The organism is Nocardia sp. XZ_19_369, assembly GCF_015355715.1.
In the GTDB taxonomy this organism is placed as follows: domain Bacteria; phylum Actinomycetota; class Actinomycetes; order Mycobacteriales; family Mycobacteriaceae; genus Nocardia.
This window is the reverse complement of the sequence record NZ_JACVED010000003.1, coordinates 73,737-90,787: the sequence shown is the minus strand read 5'-3', so window position 1 is coordinate 90,787 and position 17,051 is coordinate 73,737. Positions and strand designations below refer to the sequence as shown.

The window sequence follows — 17,051 nt, the reverse complement described above, 5'->3', positions numbered from 1 at the left end:
CCGCTGAAGTTCACCCTCGGCATCGCGCTGAGTCCACTGGACCAGCTGCCCGAGCTGGCGAAAACCGCTGAGCAGTGCGGGTTCTCGTCGATCGCGCTGCCGGACTCGCTGTTCTACATGAAGTCCGCGGCGGCGAAGTACCCGTATACCGCCGACGGCAGCCGGTTCTGGGGTCCGGAGACCCCCTGGGTCGACCCGCTCATCGGTGCCACCGCGATGGCGATGGTGACCACGCGGATCCGGTTTTACACCAACGTGCTCAAGCTGGGGTCGCGTAACCCGCTGCTGCTGGCCCGCCAGGTCGGCTCGGTGGCCAACCTTTCCGGCAACCGCTTCGGCTTCGGCGTGGGAATCGGCTGGGCGCCCGAGGAATTCGAGTGGTGCGGGGTGCCCTACGCCCGCCGCGGCGCCAGGGTCGACGAGATGATCGAGGTCATCAAGCTGGTACTGGGCGGCGGCATGGTCGAATTCCACGGCGAGTTCTTCGATTTCGATCAGCTGCAGGTCAGCCCGGCGCCGACCGAGCCGGTGCCGTTCTACGTCGGCGGCCACACCGAGGCGGCGCTGCGGCGGGCCGCCCGGGTGGGTGACGGCTGGACCTCGGCGATGATGACCTACGACGAGCTGTGCCGCACCATCGGCAAGCTCGACGCGCTGCGCGCCGAATTCGGGCGCGGTGACCAGCCGTTCGAGCTCCAGGCGGTGTGCGTCGACCGGTTCGGCCGGTCCGGCTATCAGGACCTCGCGAACGCGGGCGTGACCGACGCGATCGTGGTGCCCTGGCTCTTCGACGGCATCGGCTTCGACGGTGAACTCGCCGCCAAACAGGACTCGCTGCGCCGATTCGCCGCGGCGAACATCGAAGCACCGATCGTCGCGGAGGTATCGGCATGACGAGCGACCATCCGGCCCGGACTGCCGGGCTCGCGTCCCAGGCCGCGGTGCGGGCCAGGGACAAGGCGGCGTGGGTCGCACTGTTCGCCGAGGACGGCATCGTCGAAGACCCCATCGGCCCTTCGGGTTTCGACCCGGAGGGCAAGGGGCACCGCGGCAAGGAGGCGATCGCGGCGTTCTGGGACAAGGCGATCGCACAGACGGAGTCCATCGAGTTCCTGTTCGGCGACTCGTTCGCGTGCGGAAACGAGATCGCGTTCACCGGGACCATCCGCAGCACCCTCGGCGGCCACCAGATCGACGCCGACGGTGTGTTCACCTACCGGGTCGACGACACCGGCAAAATCGCTGCGCTGCGGGCATTTTGGGAGGTCGACCGCGCGATGGCCACCGCGAAGAAGGTCGGCTGAGCACACCGCAACGAGCGAAGGGCCCTCGTACCGGATGGAATCTCCGGTGCGAGGGCCCTTTTCGAGGTACCGGCCTCAGTGCGTGACGGGACAGCCCTTGAAGTCGACCGGGAATTCCTTGATCCCGTTGAGCCAGCCGGAACGCAGCCGCTTCGGCTCACCCAGCTTGCTGATGTCGGGCAGGTGATCGGCGATGGCGTTGAAGATCAGGTCGACCTCCAGCCTGGCCAGGTTCGCGCCGACGCAGAAGTGCGCGCCGGTGCCGCCGAAGGACAAGTGCTGGTTGTCCTTTCGCAGGATGTCGAACCGCTCCGGATTCTCGAAGACGTCCTCATCGAAGTTCGCCGAGCGGTACAGCATGACCAGCCGCTGGCCTTTCTTGATCTGCACGCCGCCGAGCTCGGTGTCTTCCAGCGCGGTCCGCTGGAACGAGGTGACCGGCGTGGCCCACCGGATGATCTCGTCGGCGGCGGTGGCCGGACGTTCCTTCTTGAACAGTTCCCACTGGTCCGGGTTCTCCATGAAGGCGTTCATGCCGTGCGTGATGGCGTTGCGGGTGGTCTCGTTGCCCGCCACCGCCAGCATGATCACGAAGAAGCCGAACTCCTCCTCGCTGAGCTTGTCGCCGTCGACATCCGCCTCGATCAGCGTGGTGACCAGGTCGTTGGCCGGACATTCCTTACGCGCTGCGGCCATTTGGTATGCGTAGCCCAGGATTTCGGCCGAGGCCATTACGGGATCGGCGTCGTTGTCCGGGTCGTCGTAGCCGGTCATGTCGTTCGACCAGGTGAACACCTTCATCCGGTCTTCCTGCGGGACGCCGATCAATTCGGCGATCGCCTGCAGCGGCAGTTCGCAGGCGATCTGGGTGACGAAGTCGCCGGTCCCCGAGGCGGCGGCCGCCTTGACGATCGATTCCGCGCGCGCCGAGAGTTCGGCGCGCAGGCCGTTGATCGCGCGCGGGGTGAAGCCGCGCGAGATGATCTTGCGCAGCTTGGTGTGCTCCGGAGCGTCCTTGTTGATCAGGACGAAACGCTGCAGTTCGATCTGCTCGCGGGTGATGTCGTCGTTGAAGCGCGGGATGGCGGTGTTCTCGAAAGTCGAGAACACGTCGCTGCGCCGTGATACCTCTTTGACATCGGCGTGCTTGCTGACCACCCAGAAGCCCTCGTCCCGGAAGCCACTGACCTCCACCGGCTGTGGGTTCCACCAGACCGGTGCGGTGCGACGCAGCTCGGCGAACTCCTCGACGGGAACCCGCTCGGCGTAGATGTCGGGGTCTGTGACGTCGAATCCGTCCGGCAGATTCGGCCGGACATTCCGAGGGTCTACCACCAGATGTCTCCTTCGACAAACTGAAACACGTTCTATAATCATTGAAGCATAGGTGGCTGTATCAGGAAAGAAACCGGACAGAACCACCTCGAATCCCTGGAGAACTCGTTACAGTTTTCCGTCCCATAGAAAGGTTGGACATGGGCACACCCGTCATCGTCGAGGCCGCTCGCACCCCCATCGGCAAGCGCGGCGGCTGGCTGTCCGGCCTGCACGCCGCCGAGCTGCTCGGCCTCGCGCAGCGCGGACTGCTCGAGCGCACCCACCTGGATCCGGCACAGGTCGAGCAGGTGATCGGCGGCTGCGTCACCCAGGCGGGTGAGCAGTCCAACAATGTGACGCGCGTCGCGTGGCTGCACGCCGGGCTGCCCTGGCAGGTCGGCGCGACCACCATCGACGCGCAGTGCGGCTCGGCCCAGCAGGCCAACCACCTCATCGCCGGGCTCATCGCGACCGGTGCGATCGACATCGGCGTCGCCTGCGGCATCGAGGCGATGAGCCGAGTTCCGTTGGGCGCCAATGTCGGCGAGCACGCCGGACCGCGCAGGCCGGCGTCCTGGAACATCGACCTGCCCAACCAGTTCGAGGCGGCCGAGCGGATTGCCGAGCGGCGCGGCATCACTCGCGCCGACGTCGACGCGTTCGGCGCCCGTTCGCAGCGACTGGCCGGACAGGCCTGGGCCGAGGGGCGTTTCGACCGCGAGGTGCTCACCGTCACCGCGCCCGCCGTCGACAAGGCGGGAAACCTGACCGGCGAGAAGCTGGACGTGTCCCGCGACCAAGGCCTGCGCGAGACGACCGTCGAGGGCCTGGCCAAGCTGAAGCCGGTGCTGGAGGGCGGCATCCATACCGCGGGCAGCTCGTCGCAGATCTCCGACGGCGCCGCCGCGGTACTCCTGATGGACGAAAAGGCCGCGCAGCGAGCCGGATTGCGCCCCAGAGCGCGGATCGTCAGCCAGGCGCTGGTCGGCGCGGAGCCGGAGTTCCATCTCGACGGCCCGGTACAGGCCTGCTCGCGCCTGCTGGAGCGGTCCGGGATGAGCATCGGGGACATCGATCTGTTCGAAATCAACGAGGCCTTCGCCTCGGTGGCACTGTCCTGGGCGTCGGTGCATCAGCCGGACATGGACCGGGTCAACGTCAACGGTGGCGCCATCGCGCTCGGCCATCCGGTGGGCTCGACCGGATCCCGGCTCATCACAACGGCTTTGCACGAACTCGAGCGAACCGGCCGCAGCACCGCCATGGTGCTGATGTGTGCCGGTGGCGCATTGGCGACAGGGACGATCATCGAGCGGATTTAGGGCCGTCGACCCCCCGAAACCGGTTTGTTGAACGTTCATCTCCCAGGCCCGGAAACGTGTCGTACGCCACACATTCGGCTCGACTTGCAACTAGATGAGACGTCAGCTATCTTTCCGCTATCAGGATTGTGTCCGGGAAGACCTCCACGACGGGCCAGAACCGGTCCGTACCTCGGCTTCTCGAGAGCCGTTGGGGTGACCCGCAAACGCAACGGTCGCAGTACCTTCGCGGGACCGGCACCTAGAAGCTTCAAGGAAATCCGGAATCAGGCGTAGGTTTTCAGTTACTGAGCCGCTAATATCAATGATACGTATCCGAGATAACGACTGTTAGTACAGCGAAGGGAATTGGGCGGCTCACAATGGCTGATTTCGCGGCGCGGCTGAACAAGCTGTTCGAAACCGTGCATCCCCCGGGGCGTAAGCCGCACACCAACGCGGAGGTTGCGGCTGCGCTGACGGCCTCCGGACATCCGATCTCGAAACCGTACCTGTCGCAGTTGCGGTCGGGACAACGGACGAACCCGTCCGATGAGACGGTGGCCGCCCTGGCGAAGTTCTTCAAGGTCAAGCCGGACTACTTCTTCAACGACATCTATGCCGCCAAGATCGATCACGATCTTGAGTTGCTGTCCCAGCTGCAGGGCTATGGACTGCGACGGCTGTCGAGTAGAGCGTTCGACCTGTCCGAAGAATCTCAGAACCTCCTCACGTCCATGGCGGAGAAGTTGCGGGCAAGTGAAGGCTTGCCCGAAATTCCTCCGGATGGCACCGAATAGGTTCTCTTGCACGGAAGCACAGTGCGACCCTCCGGGTCGCACTGTGCTGTGTTATGTGCGCGTCCAATACGTGAAGCAAGTGGGCATGCCCGAGAAAATAGGGGCATGCCCTGTCAAGGCCTCTGGCGATGCTCGATCATCAGTAGATGCACGCACATTCGACAATTCTCGAACTTGTACGCCCGCAAGTTTTCCTCGGACAACTGATTTCGTGTGAACGCGGGTAACTCATCGAGTCCAGCGCAGAACTCAGCCGGGTGCACGACACCGGCCGGCAACCACACTCAGCGGTACGCGGAATACGCGCCTGCGGCGCGTGCGCTCAATTTCGGACGGGCTCCAGGGTTGTCGCGTCATAGGCCCGGGCGATGGCCTGGACCCAGCCGCGAGGACTAATCCCCTCGGGCGGAGCAATCCACCGTGCGTCGAGCGCCACATCGCCCAACGGGTTTCTCGCCCACTGCGCCACCGTCTCCGCGCGATCGGCGACCGATCGCGGCGGCGGCGCCACCGCGGCGAGCACCACCCCACCGCCGGACTGGAGGTAGAGGGCGTCCATGATCTGCGCCACCTGGTCGGAGGCGCGCAGCTGGGTGGACGTACCGGTCTGGTCGTGCGCCACCACCTCGGGGAACCGGCCGACCATGATGCGGTGCAGCAGCTTGATCTGGCGCAGCAGCAGCCGCGCGCGCACCCACAGCTCCACCACGATCCATATCGCGCCGAACGCGATGAGCAGACTCGCCACTTCCCACGCCTGCCACGCCCAGTTCGGCTGTCCCGGCGGCACCGGCGGCGCATCGGTGAACGCGCGCTGAATCTCCAGCACCGCAAGGCCCGCGACGACCGCGGTTCCGGTGGTGTAGATCGCGATGCCCCGGCCGAGCGTGGTCCAGTCGAGGTTGCGCAGGCCGGTGATGACGATGAACAGCGCGCCGAGGGTGACGACCTCCCAGCCGAAGGTGAACGACCAGGCGATGGTGATGGTCACCGAGACGATGCCGATGCTGTAGATCGCCATGGCGACCTGACGCAGGTTCTGCCGGGAGCAGATCGGCCAGGCGGCGAAGGCGACCACCGAGGTGGCGGCGATGAAGACGATCCAGGCCGACACCACGACACCGTCGGAGAGCCAGCCCGCGCGCACGCCCTGCGGCAGCAGATTGTCGATGGCCACCGCGATCTCCGGGACCGCGACGGTGGCGGCCAGCGCGACGGCGGCGACCGCGACCACGATGGCCACCCGGGCCGTCGTCGCCGGCTTGACCAGCACCCGTCCTACCCGGGCTCCTGCCGCCATCCACACCAGCAGTGCCGTCAACCAGAGGGTCATCCCAGAGCCTCATCGAATCGAAGGACCGAGACGCCTGCGCCACGGCTGTTGAACACGCGGAGTCTGGTCATCAACATGGCGGCGAAGGTCTCGGCCTCCCACTCGGCCAGCTCGTCCGCGCCGTCGTCGACGATCTGCTGGTGCGCCCGCTGGCTCAGCATGTACGCGATCAGATCGTCGCTGGCCTCGAGCGTCACCTCGGGCGCGGGTGCGCCCTCGTGGTTGAACACGATGTGCCCCAACTCATGTGCGAGGGTGTGCTCCCGGCTCGGCAGCGACTGGGCGAGCACGATCACGTCGCGATCGGGGTAGAGCCTGCGCTGACCGCACACGCCGGGACCCAATTGCGCACTGGCGATTTCGATTTCGCGGCGCCGCTCGCTCGCGATGGCGAGCACCACCTCGTCGAGGGTGGTGGCGTCGGAGTCCGCCGCCACGGCGCAGACGGCATCCACCGCGGCGGCCACCCGCCGGTAGGACCGCGAAGTGTTCTGAGTCTTGCTTTCGCTCATGCCTGCACCTCGCTGACGCTCGGCTCCGGCATGCGCGAAGCGCGCTGTGACACGATTCGTTCGCTCCGCTCACTCATGCCAGCACCCCTCACGGCCTCGGGAAGAACATGGCACGGGCGGCGTCGACTCGGGCCTGTGCGGCCGAGGCACCCTGGAAACTGACTGCGCCGGAACCGGCTCCGGCCAACCCGAGTGCGAGCAGGCCGCCGATCACCGACAGCAGTTTGGGTTTGGGCAGCCCGTCGTTGGCGCTCGTCGGGCGCACGTCGGGGTTCGGCTTGGCGGGGGCCGCCTGCGCCGCCGGTGGGGCGGGCGGGGGCGGCGGTGGCGCGGCCGGTGCGGGCGCGGCCGCCGGGGCGGGCACGAGTGCGGGCAGGGCCGGGATGCCCGGCAGCGCGGGCGTCGGCACCGGTGGGATGGCGACGGGCGGCAGCGCGGGCGGGACAGGCGGGGTGGGGATCGGGATCAAGAGCAGCAGCAGTGGAGCGGCCGAACCGACGGCCGCCGAGCCGACGGCAGCGGAACCGACTGCGGCAGAACCGGTTGCCGCGGAGCCGACGCCCGCGGAACCTACTCCGGCGGAGCCAACGCCCGCGGAACCCACAGCGGCCGAACCAACGCCTGCCGACCCGACTGCGGCCGAACCCGTTCCGCCGACACCGATTCCGGCGGAGCCCACCGCAGCGGAGCCCGTTGCCAAGGCACCAACCCCCGCGGAGCCGGTGACACCGAGCGCGGCGGAGCCGGTGCCGAGGACGACGCCGAGACCGGCCGAGCCCGAACCGAGCGTCAGGCCGAGTCCGGCGGAGCCGGTACCGAGCAGCGCGCCGAGACCGGCCGAGCCTGCGGCGCCCGCCGAACCTGCCGCGGCCGAGCCACCTGCCGCAGCGGAGCCTGCCGCGGCCGAACCGGCGGCTGCCGAGCCCGAGCCGATGGCGGGATTGGTGGGCACCGCACTGACGTCTGTCGGCTGCCCGGGTACCGACAGCGGCAACCAGGTCTCCCCGCCGTCATACGGCGGCGGAGCGGGGTCGGCAGCGCACTGTGCGCACTGCCCTGCGGGCTGGGCTACCGCCGCAACCGGGCCGAGTAGCGCAAAGCCGGCCACAGCTCCAGCTACTGCAACCACACGGAACGTGCGACCAACGGCCATGCGCCGAGCCTTCCCCTCATTCGTAAAGCGCAGATCTCACCCGGTCGCGACTCTCACACGGGACTTTTAACGGATGGGGGCCATAGTAAACCCCTATCGTTACGTGCGCAGGAAGAAGGTCGGAAGCCCGCTCAGGCCCCGTACACCGGTTCGGGCGGCATCCCCTTGGCAATCAGGTCAGCTACCACCGGGCCGAGCTCGGCAGGCGCCCACCTGGCACCGCGATCCACCGCGACACCGTGCCGCCACCCGTCCGCAAGTGCGATTTTCCCGCCCTCGACCTCGAACATGCGTCCGGTGACCGATGCGGATTCTGGGCTGCCGAGCCAGACGACCAGCGGCGAAATGTTCGCCGGAGCCATCGCGTCGAAGCCGTCTTCCGGCCGTGCCATGGTCTCGGCAAACACCGTTTCGGTCATCCTGGTTCGGGCCGCAGGTGCGATGGAATTCACAGTGACGCCGTAGCGAGCGAACTCCGCGGCGGCCGTCAGCGTAAGTCCCGCAATACCGGCTTTGGCCGCGCCGTAGTTGCCCTGGCCGACGCTGCCCTGCAGTCCCGCACCGGAGCTGGTGTTGATGATTCGGCCGTCGACCGGACGACCGGCTTTGGACTCGCCGCGCCAGTACTCGATCGCGTGCCGCATGGTGACGAAATGGCCCTTGAGGTGCACGCGGATCACCGCGTCCCACTCGTCCTCACCGAGGTTGACCAGCATCCGGTCGCGAACGAATCCAGCATTGTTGACGAGCACGTCGAGGCCGCCGAAGGTATCGACCGCCTGCCGGATAAGCCGTTGGCCGCCTTGCCAATCCGCGACGTCGTCGCCGTTGGCCACGGCGGTGCCGCCGAGCGCGGTGATCTCCGCCACCACCTGTTCGGCGGGGGTCTCGGCGGTCACGGCGCCGTCGAGGGCCGAGCCGAGATCGTTGACCACCACCTTCGCTCCGGCCGCGGCGAAGGCGAGTGCGTGCGCGCGGCCGATGCCGCGGCCCGCGCCGGTGACGATGACGGTGCGGCCTGCGCAGATCTGCTCGGTGTCCATACCTGTGTCCTCTTCGTGGGGTCCGTTGTCTTCAGGACTGTTGCCGACCGGCCGCCGCGGTGGACGCGGCCAGGAAGGCGGGGCGCTCACCACCGCCGTGCACCAGCAGGGCGGCGCCGCTGACGTAGCAGGCCAGCGGGGAGGCGAGGAAGACGGCGCAGCGGCCGACGTCCTCCGGGGCGGCCATCCGGCCGAGCGGAATGGTCTGGCCCACCGCGTCGATGCCGTCTTGGTCGCCGTAGTGCAGCCGGCTGAGTTCGGTGTCGACCGGGCCGACGACGAGCGAGTTCACCCGCACCTTGGGCGCCCACTCGACGGCCAGCGAGGCGGCCAGGCTGTCCATGCCCGCCTTCGCGGCACCGTAGGCGGCGGTGCCCGGTGAGGCGCGGTGGCCGCTGACGCTGGAGATGTTGACGATCGTGCCGCCGTCCGGCTGCTGCTGCATCACCGCGTTCGCCGCCTGCGAAACCAGCAGCGGCGCAAGCAGGTTCAGCTCGACGATCTTGGCGTGGAAGTTCTTGCTCGCGGTGGCGGCGAGCGCGAACGGCGCGCCGCCCGCGTTGTTGACCAGGTGATCGAGGCGGCCGTGTCGCGCGACGACGGTGTCGATCAGCTCGCGCACCGCGTCGGCGTCGCGAATGTCACAGGCCAGGAACTCGATCGCGCGGCCGTCGGCCTCGACCGGTGCGTCGGCGGGACGGCGGGCACAGGCGATCACCGTCGCACCCGCTTCGAGGAAGGCCCTGCTCACACCGGCACCCACGCCGCGGACACCGCCGGTCACCAGAACGACGCGGTCGGCCAGATCGATTTCGAGTGCCACCGTGCTAATCTACCAAGCAACTGCTTGCTTTGCCAACGCTGGGCCGCGGCCGAGCCGGGTCTCACGATGGGCTGGGGCCTTCACGAAGGGATAGGCGATGGGGATCAACCGTCACTGCGAATCAACCGGCATCACCGTGGTCACGGTGGACTACCCACCGGTCAACGCCATACCGACGGCAGGCTGGTTCGACATCGCCGACGCGATCCGGGAGGCGGGGCGGGACAAGGAGACGCGAGTCGTGGTGCTGCGCGCCGAGAATCGCGGCTTCAACGCCGGTGTCGATATCAAGGAGATCCAGAGCAAGCCCGGTCATCAGGCGCTGATCGACGCGAATCACGGCTGCTTCGAGGCGTTCGCGGCGGTCTACGACTGCCCGGTGCCGGTGATCGCAGTGGTGCAGGGCTTCTGCCTCGGTGGCGGGATCGGGCTGGTCGGCAACGCGGACGTCGTGATCGCCTCGGACGACGCCACTTTCGGGCTGCCCGAAGTGGATCGCGGCGCGCTCGGCGCGGCCACCCACCTGTCCCGGCTGGTGCCGCAGCATCTGATGCGGGCGCTGTTCTACACCGCGAGCACCATCACCGCGCAGCAGCTGCACCACTTCGGGTCGGTGTACCAGGTGGTGCCGCGTGCCGAACTCGACGCCGCGGCAATGGAAGTCGCCAAGAACATCGCCGCCAAGGACGGGCGGGTGATCCGCGCGGCGAAGCGGGCGCTCAACGGCATCGATACCCAGGACGTGCACCGCAGTTACCGGTACGAGCAGGGATTCACCTTCGAACTCAATCTCGCCGGCGTCGCCGACGAGATCCGCGCCCGGTTCGACGACGATCTGGCCGCGCGCAAGGCCGAGCAGTAGGAGATCGGAAAGTCATGCGAGACAAGCGAATGTCGCTCGACGAGGTCGTCGGCGAGTTGCGCAGCGGAATGACCATCGGCCTCGGCGGCTGGGGGTCACGGCGCAAGCCGATGGCGCTGGTGCGGGCCATCCTGCGGTCGGATCTCACCGACCTGACGGTGGTCAGCTATGGCGGGCCCGACCTCGGTCTGCTGTGTTCGGCGGGCAAGGTGCGCAAGGCGTACTACGGCTTCGTGTCACTGGATTCGGCGCCGTTCTACGACCCTTGGTTCGCGCACGCCCGGACCTCGGGCGCGTTGGTGGCGCGCGAGATGGACGAGGGCATGCTCAAGTGCGGGCTGGAGGCGGCCGCGGCGCGGTTGCCGTTCCTGCCGATCCGGGCCGGGCTCGGCTCGGATGTGCCGAACTTCTGGGACGGCGAAATGCGCACGGTCGCCTCGCCTTACCCCGATGCCGACGGCCGGACCGAGACCCTGATGGCGATGCCCGCCCTGAATCTCGATGCGGCGCTGGTGCATCTGAACATCGGTGACCGGCACGGCAATGCCGCTTACACCGGAGTCGATCCGTACTTCGACGACGTGTACTGCCTGGCGGCAGAGCGCCGGTATGTGTCGGTCGAGCGGATCGTGGAGACCGACGAGCTGGTGAAAACCGTGCCGCTGCAATCATTGCTGCTCAATCGGATGATGGTGGACGGGGTGGTCGAGGCACCCAACGGTGCGCACTTCACCCTGGCCGGTGACAGCTACGGCCGGGACGAGAAGTTCCAGAAGCATTACGTGCAATCGGCCAAGACGCCCGAGGCGTGGCAGCAGTTCGTCGACACGTACCTGGCCGTCTCCGAGGACGAGTACCAGGCCGCCGTCCGCGAGTTCGCACAGGAGGCGAAGAAATGAGCTCGACCGAGACGATCACCCGCGCCGAGGTCTGCGCGGTCGCCTGCGCGGAGATCTTCAGCGGCGCAGGGGAAATCATGGCGAGCCCGATGTCGCCGATGTCGATCATCGGCGCGCGGCTGGCCAAGCTGACCACCGAGCCCGATCTGCTGCTCTCCGACGGTGAGGCGCTGCTGTTCGCCGACACTCCCCCGCTGGGCGGCAAGGCGCCGATCGAGGGGTGGATACCGTTTCGCCGGGTGTTCGATGTGGTGGCCTCCGGTCGACGGCACGTGGTGATGGGCGCCAACCAGATCGACCGTTTCGGCAATCAGAACCTGTCCGCGTTCGGTCCGCTGCAGCGGCCGACCCGGCAGATGTTCGGGGTCCGTGGCGCACCGGGCAACACGGTCAATCACGCCACCAGCTACTGGGTTTCGCGGCACACCAGCCGAGTCTTCACTGATCAGGTCGATATCGTCGCCGGCGTCGGTTACGACAAGGTGGACCCGGCCAACCCGGCCTTCCGGTTCCATAACCTGCACCGGGTGGTCAGCAACCTGGGCGTCTTCGACTTCGCCGGACCCGGCCACACCATGCGGGCGCGCAGCCTGCACCCCGGCGTCACCGCCGCCGAGGTCGCCGAGAACACCTCGTTCGAGATCCACGGACTGGCCGACGCCGAGGAGACTCGACTGCCCACCGCCGAGGAACTGCGCCTGATCCGGGATGTCCTCGATCCCAAGAACATCCGGGACACCGAGGTGCCGTCGTGACCGGCCGGTTGCGCACCGCGCTGACCGACCTGGTCGGTGTCGAACATCCCATCGTGCAGACCGGCATGGGCTGGGTCGCGGGCCCGAGCCTGGTCGCGGCCACCGCCGAGGCGGGCGGTCTCGGCATCCTCGCCTCGGCCACCATGACCTACCCGGAGCTCGAAGCGGCGGTCGCGAAGACCAAGGCGCACACCGGGAAACCGTTCGGTGTGAATATCCGCGCCGACGCCACGGACGCGCCCGAGCGGATCGATCTGCTGATCCGCGAAAAGGTGGCCGTCGCCTCGTTCGCGCTCGCGCCCAAGCAGGACCTCATCGCCAAGCTGAAAGACGCGGGGGTGGTGGTGATTCCGTCGATCGGCGCGGCCAAGCACGCGGTGAAGGTCGCGTCCTGGGGCGCCGACGCGGTGATCGTGCAGGGTGGCGAGGGCGGCGGGCACACCGGCCCGGTGGCCACCACGCTGCTGCTGCCGTCGGTGCTGGACGCGGTCGACATCCCGGTGGTCGCCGCGGGCGGCTTCTTCGATGGCCGCGGCTTGGCGGCCGCGCTGGCCTACGGTGCGGCGGGCGTCGCGATGGGCACCCGCTTTTTGCTGACGCAGGAGAGCACCGTGCCCGAGGCGGTCAAGCAGGAGTACCTGCGCAGGCAGCTGCAGGACACCGTGGTCTCCACCAAGGTCGACGGCATGCCGCACCGGGTCCTGAACACCGAACTGGTGCAGCGCCTGGAGCATTCGGGCCGGACCCGTGGCCTGGCCGCCGCGGTGGCCAATGCCGCCAAGTTCAAGAACATGACCGGCATGAAATGGTCCACCCTGGTGCGTGACGGACTCGCCATGCGAAAGAGCAAGGACCTCACCTGGTCTCAGGTGGTCATGGCGGCCAATACGCCGATGCTGTTGCGCGCTGGTCTGGTCGAGGGCAATACCCAGGCGGGGGTGCTCGCCGCCGGTCAGGTCACCGGCATCATCGAGGACCTGCCGACCTGTCAGGAGCTCATCGACCGCATCGTCGCCGACGCGATCGCCCGGATCGAAGGGTTGCAGAAGAACCTCTGAGTCGCCGACGTACATGCCCCGCCCTGCCCAGGGGCGGGGCATTTCGCGCGTTCGCCTCGAGCGTGCAGTGCTACGCCGCTTCGGGTGCTTGCCGTCCACTCGGGCCGATCGACGCATTAGCTGGTCAATCGACCAGCTAACCTGCCCTTTCAGGCTGATCCGCGACCATCAATCCGCTCTACCTGCGGTAGCAGCGCACAATTCGCTTTGCTGTAAATGTCCGACACAGTCAAGTGGAGCACCCCCTAGTCACATAGCTACCATGTCGCAAATGGAGATCTATCACCTACGCTGCTTCCTGGCAGTCGCCAGCGAGCTCGACTTCACCAAGGCCGCGCAGGCGTTGCAGATGTCCGTCCCAGCGCTGCGTCAGCGCATCGAAGTACTCGAAACCGAAGTAGGCGCACCACTTTTCGACCGCTCTACCCAGTACGTCCGGCTGACACCGGCCGGCGAACGACTTGTGCCGCAGGCATTTTCGATAGTCAGCGACGTCGACGCACTACGTGACCAACTCGCCGACGAGCAGCCGATCGCCGTCCGCGTCGCCGTCCCGGAACTGCTCGGTTCCGATATCGGCGACCGGGTCACCACCGCGCTGGCCGATCTCGCGTCCGACTACACCTGCAACCTCGAGCACCTGCGTTCGGCCGACATGGCGGCGAGCCTGCGCGCCAACCACATCGACCTGGCGCTCTCGCACATCCCGTCCGCCGGTGCGGAAGTCGACTCCGTCGTCATCGCCACCGAACCGATGGGCGTACTCGTCGACGCCACCCTGTTCACCGGACGTACCTCGATCCGACTAGCGGACCTGGATGGCTTCACTCACATTCGAGGACCCGAACACTGGGAGCTGACCCACGACGCCCGAACCGCTTTGTCCGGCAAGGGCATCGACGAAAGCATGGAACGCTTCAAAACCATCGACGGCCTGCTCATGATGCTGCGCCGAACCCGCGCCTTCCTGCTCGCCCCCGTCGACTCCGAGGGTCTGTCCGCCGTCGACCGCACCGAATTCCGTTTCCTGCCGGTCGAAGACCTGAACCTCGAGGTCAGCACCGCATTACTCTGGCGCGCCGACGACGCGCGGTTCGGCCGGCTCGCCGCCGACCTCACCGCACGCCTGGCCGTCTAGCCGCGAGTCAGCTGCCGAGCCGCTCGATGATGGTGGCGTTGGCGGTGCCACCACCCTCGCAGATGGTGAGCAGGCCGTAGCGGCCGCCGACGCGCTCGAGTTCGTTGAGCAGCGAGGCGAAAAGCTTTGCGCCGGTGGCGCCGAGCGGGTGGCCGAGGGCGATCGCGCCACCGTTGACATTGACCCGCTCCGGGTCCGCGCCGGTCTCCTTCAACCAGGCGAGGACAACGGGAGCGAAGGCTTCGTTGATCTCCACCACGTCGATGTCATCGATGGTCAGGCCGGTCTTCTCCAGCGCCCACTTGGTCGCCGGGATCGGCGCGGTGAGCATGAAGATGGGGTCGGCGCCGCGGGCGCTGACGTGGTGGATGCGCGCCCGTGGCGTCAATCCGTAGGCTTCGACGGCCCATTCGGAGGCGAGCAGGGTTGCGCTCGCGCCGTCGGAGATCTGGCTGGCGACGGCCGCCGTCAGGGGGCTGCCCTCGGCCAGCGGCGGCAGCGAGGCCATCTTCGCCAGGCTGGTCTCGCGCGGTCCCTGATCGATCCAGAAGTCGCCGACCGGCACGATCTCCCGATCGAAGCGGCCGTTCTTGATGGCGTCGCGGGCCCGCTCATGGCTGCGCAAAGCCCAGCGCTCCATGTCTTCTCGGCTGATGTTCCACTTCTCGGCGATCAACTGCGCGGCGCGGAACTGGGTGACCTCGGCGGTGCCGTAGCGATGGTCCCAGCCTGCGGAGCCGACGAACGGCGAGTCGAAGCCGTACTCCTTGCCCGCCAGCATGGCCGACGAGATCGGGATGGCGCTCATGTTCTGCAGCCCGCCCGCGACGATCACCTCGGCGGTGCCGCTCATGATGGCCTGCGCACCGAAATTGATGGCCTGCTGACTGGACCCGCACTGCCGGTCGACGGTGACGCCGGGCACCTCCTCCGGATAACCCGCCGCCAACCATGCGGTGCGGCCGACATTTCCGGCCTGCGGGCCGATGTTGTCCACACAGCCGACGATCACGTCATCGACGTTGCCCGGGTCGATCGGGCTGCGGTCCAGCAGCCCGCGCAACGCTGCCGCGCCGAGGTCGGCGGGGTGCACGGCGGCCAGCGCGCCGCCGCGCTTGCCGACCGGGGTGCGCACCGCATCGATCACGTAGGCGTCCCGCAGCGGGGTATAGGGGCGGCGGGGTGCGGATGGTGCTGACATCAGAGAACTCCTACGTGGTGTGCTTATCGGAGACGGTGAGCCCGTCGAGCACGATGGTCAGGTACTGCTTGGCGAGGTTGTCGACGGTGATGGCACCGCCCGGCTGGTACCAGCGCACCGCGACCCACACGGTGTCGCGCAGGAATCGGTAGGCCAGTTCGACGTCGATCTCGGGCCGGAAGCTGCCGTCGGTCACCCCGTTGGTGAGTACGCGATGCCAGAGCTCGCGGAACTCGCGGTTGTAGTCGGCGATGTAGGTGAACCGCTCGGCGGTGCGCAGGCGCTTGGCCTCGGCCTGGTAGATCGCGACTGCGGCGTGGTGCCGGTCGAAGGACTGGTAGGACGCGATCACCAAGGCTTCCAAGGTGTCTCGCGAGCTGAGCCCGGCGCCGACGATCTCGCGGTAGTGCCCGAACAGATCGTCGAGGAAGCCGCGCAGGATCTCGTCCACCATCGACTCTTTGGAATCGAAGTGGTGGTAGAGGCTCCCCGATAGAATTCCGGCCGCATCGGCGATGTCGCGCACGGTGGTGGCGCGCAGTCCGCGTTCGGCGAACAGTTCGGCCGCCAGCGCGAGCAGTTCATTGCGCCGTGCTGATTTCGAAGCGTCGGGTGCGGTCACATGGGCCATAATACAACCAAGCATTTGCTTGGTACAGGGCGGCGCGCGGTTGATCCGTCCAGCAGTGCGGAGATGTGTCGCAGACCTGCTCAGCGCACCGAATAGCGCAGCGGCGAGGACACCGATAGGTCCGCCAGCAGCCGATCGCAGATCACCACGGGCGCGATGCCCGCTCTGGCCAGCCGGGCCACCAGCGCAAGCCTGCGTTCGCAACTGTCCCATTCAACCGTGAGCTGCCCGCGCCCCGGCCCGGCGTCCACCGTCGCCATCACCCGCGGCGGGCCGTAGGCCATCGGCTCTTCGATCAGCTTGAGCACCATGCCGCGCTGCCAGGCCTGATAGGTATCCATATCGGCGCCGATCACCAGCTTGTCGGTGGCGTTGCAGAGACCCTGCGCGATCTCCTCGTCGAAGGCGACCCGGTCGAACCGGAACTTCCGGCACTTCGCCACCACGTCGAGCAGGTCCGCGCGCACCTCGCACAGCAGGGCGGACTGCCGATGTCTGCGCCGGTCCTGCTCGGTCTCCGCGTGATCGGTGCCGAGCCCGATCTGCTTGGCCCGCTCGCGATCTCGGGCCATATCGGCGCGTAGCGCGCCCCGCGGGTCGCGGGTGACCGCCCGCTCGTCGACGGCGTACTGCTCGAGAATCTGGGCGGCGCGCATGGCGGTCGCGTACTCGGAAGTGTGCTCGATCAGCTCGGCGCCGAGAGTTAGCGCGGCGAGTACCATGCTGTCCAGTCTGCGCCTGGCTAGCACCACCTCGCGCACCAATTCGAGTTCCAGTTGTTCGCGGGCAGCTGGGCTATCCAGGCCCATAGCCATCGCCCCTTTGGAGAGTGCGGGATCCGATGTAATCCAGCATGGCACACCCCGGCCGCATCTGGCTTGGGCTTTTCTACCTGATCAGCCGCCCATTTGCTCGATGTAC

General features: G+C 67.5%; 18 protein-coding genes. 9 read left to right on the top strand and 9 right to left on the bottom strand.

Going from position 1 to position 17,051, the window contains the following annotated elements; genetic code table 11:
* Positions 1 to 3 precede the first annotated feature (3 nt).
* Complete coding sequence (locus IBX18_RS12085; protein ID WP_194834314.1) at positions 4 to 894, top strand: TIGR03619 family F420-dependent LLM class oxidoreductase; 891 nt, start codon at positions 4 to 6, stop codon at positions 892 to 894.
* On the top strand, positions 891 to 1,304 hold the full coding sequence (locus IBX18_RS12080) for a nuclear transport factor 2 family protein (RefSeq protein ID WP_107653917.1): 414 nt from the start codon (positions 891 to 893) through the stop codon (positions 1,302 to 1,304). Before IBX18_RS12085 ends, IBX18_RS12080 begins: the two co-directional genes overlap by 4 nt.
* Before the next feature lie 75 nt (positions 1,305 to 1,379).
* Here IBX18_RS12080 and IBX18_RS12075 read toward each other — a convergent pair whose 3' ends face one another.
* Complete coding sequence (locus IBX18_RS12075) at positions 1,380 to 2,681, bottom strand: cytochrome P450 (protein ID WP_228541013.1); 1,302 nt, start codon at positions 2,679 to 2,681, stop codon at positions 1,380 to 1,382.
* 98 nt (positions 2,682 to 2,779) lie between these two features.
* On the opposite strand from IBX18_RS12075, the gene IBX18_RS12070 reads away from it, so the two are divergent.
* Positions 2,780 to 3,943 carry a steroid 3-ketoacyl-CoA thiolase gene (locus tag IBX18_RS12070; protein WP_194833842.1) on the top strand — a complete coding sequence of 388 codons (1,164 nt, stop codon included), beginning with the start codon at positions 2,780 to 2,782 and terminating at the stop codon, positions 3,941 to 3,943.
* 362 nt (positions 3,944 to 4,305) lie between these two features.
* Positions 4,306 to 4,722, top strand: coding sequence for a helix-turn-helix domain-containing protein (locus IBX18_RS12065; RefSeq protein WP_011207048.1), 417 nt, complete (start codon positions 4,306 to 4,308; stop codon positions 4,720 to 4,722).
* A 322-nt stretch (positions 4,723 to 5,044) separates the two neighbouring features.
* Here IBX18_RS12065 and IBX18_RS12060 read toward each other — a convergent pair whose 3' ends face one another.
* The 5 genes from IBX18_RS12060 to IBX18_RS12040 all read right to left on the bottom strand — a co-directional run bounded on the left by IBX18_RS12060 (position 5,045) and on the right by IBX18_RS12040 (position 9,586).
* Positions 5,045 to 6,055, bottom strand: a complete 1,011-nt coding sequence (locus IBX18_RS12060; protein WP_194833841.1) for a hypothetical protein — start codon at positions 6,053 to 6,055, stop codon at positions 5,045 to 5,047.
* A complete protein-coding gene (locus IBX18_RS12055) occupies positions 6,052 to 6,567 on the bottom strand; it encodes an ImmA/IrrE family metallo-endopeptidase (RefSeq protein ID WP_107653913.1) in 516 nt (171 codons plus the stop codon). Before IBX18_RS12055 ends, IBX18_RS12060 begins: the two co-directional genes overlap by 4 nt.
* Positions 6,568 to 6,655: 88 nt before the next feature.
* The gene (locus IBX18_RS12050) at positions 6,656 to 7,675 is read right to left on the bottom strand and encodes a hypothetical protein (RefSeq protein WP_194833840.1); all 1,020 of its coding nucleotides are present in this window, start codon (positions 7,673 to 7,675) and stop codon (positions 6,656 to 6,658) included.
* Between the two features lie 176 nt (positions 7,676 to 7,851).
* Complete coding sequence (locus IBX18_RS12045; RefSeq protein WP_194833839.1) at positions 7,852 to 8,763, bottom strand: SDR family oxidoreductase; 912 nt, start codon at positions 8,761 to 8,763, stop codon at positions 7,852 to 7,854.
* Positions 8,764 to 8,794: 31 nt separating this feature from the next.
* Entirely contained in the window at positions 8,795 to 9,586 is a 792-nt protein-coding gene (locus IBX18_RS12040; protein ID WP_194833838.1) for an SDR family oxidoreductase, read from the bottom strand.
* A 97-nt stretch (positions 9,587 to 9,683) separates the two neighbouring features.
* Between IBX18_RS12040 and IBX18_RS12035 the strand changes: the two genes are divergently transcribed.
* The 5 genes from IBX18_RS12035 (at position 9,684) to IBX18_RS12015 (ending at position 14,298) form a co-directional block, all read left to right on the top strand.
* Entirely contained in the window at positions 9,684 to 10,448 is a 765-nt protein-coding gene (locus tag IBX18_RS12035; protein ID WP_194833837.1) for an enoyl-CoA hydratase family protein, read from the top strand.
* Positions 10,449 to 10,462: 14 nt separating this feature from the next.
* Complete coding sequence (locus tag IBX18_RS12030; protein ID WP_194833836.1) at positions 10,463 to 11,347, top strand: CoA transferase subunit A; 885 nt, start codon at positions 10,463 to 10,465, stop codon at positions 11,345 to 11,347.
* Positions 11,344 to 12,102: a CoA-transferase subunit beta gene (locus IBX18_RS12025; protein ID WP_194833835.1), complete on the top strand. Its 759-nt coding sequence runs from the start codon at positions 11,344 to 11,346 to the stop codon at positions 12,100 to 12,102. The genes IBX18_RS12030 and IBX18_RS12025 overlap by 4 nt, the downstream gene beginning before the upstream one ends.
* Positions 12,099 to 13,160, top strand: a complete 1,062-nt coding sequence (locus IBX18_RS12020; RefSeq protein ID WP_194833834.1) for a nitronate monooxygenase family protein — start codon at positions 12,099 to 12,101, stop codon at positions 13,158 to 13,160. Before IBX18_RS12025 ends, IBX18_RS12020 begins: the two co-directional genes overlap by 4 nt.
* 271 nt (positions 13,161 to 13,431) lie before the next feature.
* The gene (locus IBX18_RS12015) at positions 13,432 to 14,298 is read left to right on the top strand and encodes a LysR family transcriptional regulator (protein WP_194833833.1); all 867 of its coding nucleotides are present in this window, start codon (positions 13,432 to 13,434) and stop codon (positions 14,296 to 14,298) included.
* Between the two features lie 7 nt (positions 14,299 to 14,305).
* Here IBX18_RS12015 and IBX18_RS12010 read toward each other — a convergent pair whose 3' ends face one another.
* From IBX18_RS12010 to IBX18_RS12000, 3 genes are all read right to left on the bottom strand, one after another.
* Entirely contained in the window at positions 14,306 to 15,499 is a 1,194-nt protein-coding gene (locus IBX18_RS12010) for an acetyl-CoA C-acetyltransferase (protein ID WP_373889183.1), read from the bottom strand.
* A 10-nt stretch (positions 15,500 to 15,509) separates the two neighbouring features.
* Positions 15,510 to 16,130, bottom strand: coding sequence for a TetR/AcrR family transcriptional regulator (locus IBX18_RS12005; RefSeq protein WP_194833832.1), 621 nt, complete (start codon positions 16,128 to 16,130; stop codon positions 15,510 to 15,512).
* An 80-nt stretch (positions 16,131 to 16,210) separates the two neighbouring features.
* Positions 16,211 to 16,939, bottom strand: coding sequence for a hypothetical protein (locus tag IBX18_RS12000; RefSeq protein ID WP_135234556.1), 729 nt, complete (start codon positions 16,937 to 16,939; stop codon positions 16,211 to 16,213).
* Positions 16,940 to 17,051: the final 112 nt, after the last annotated feature.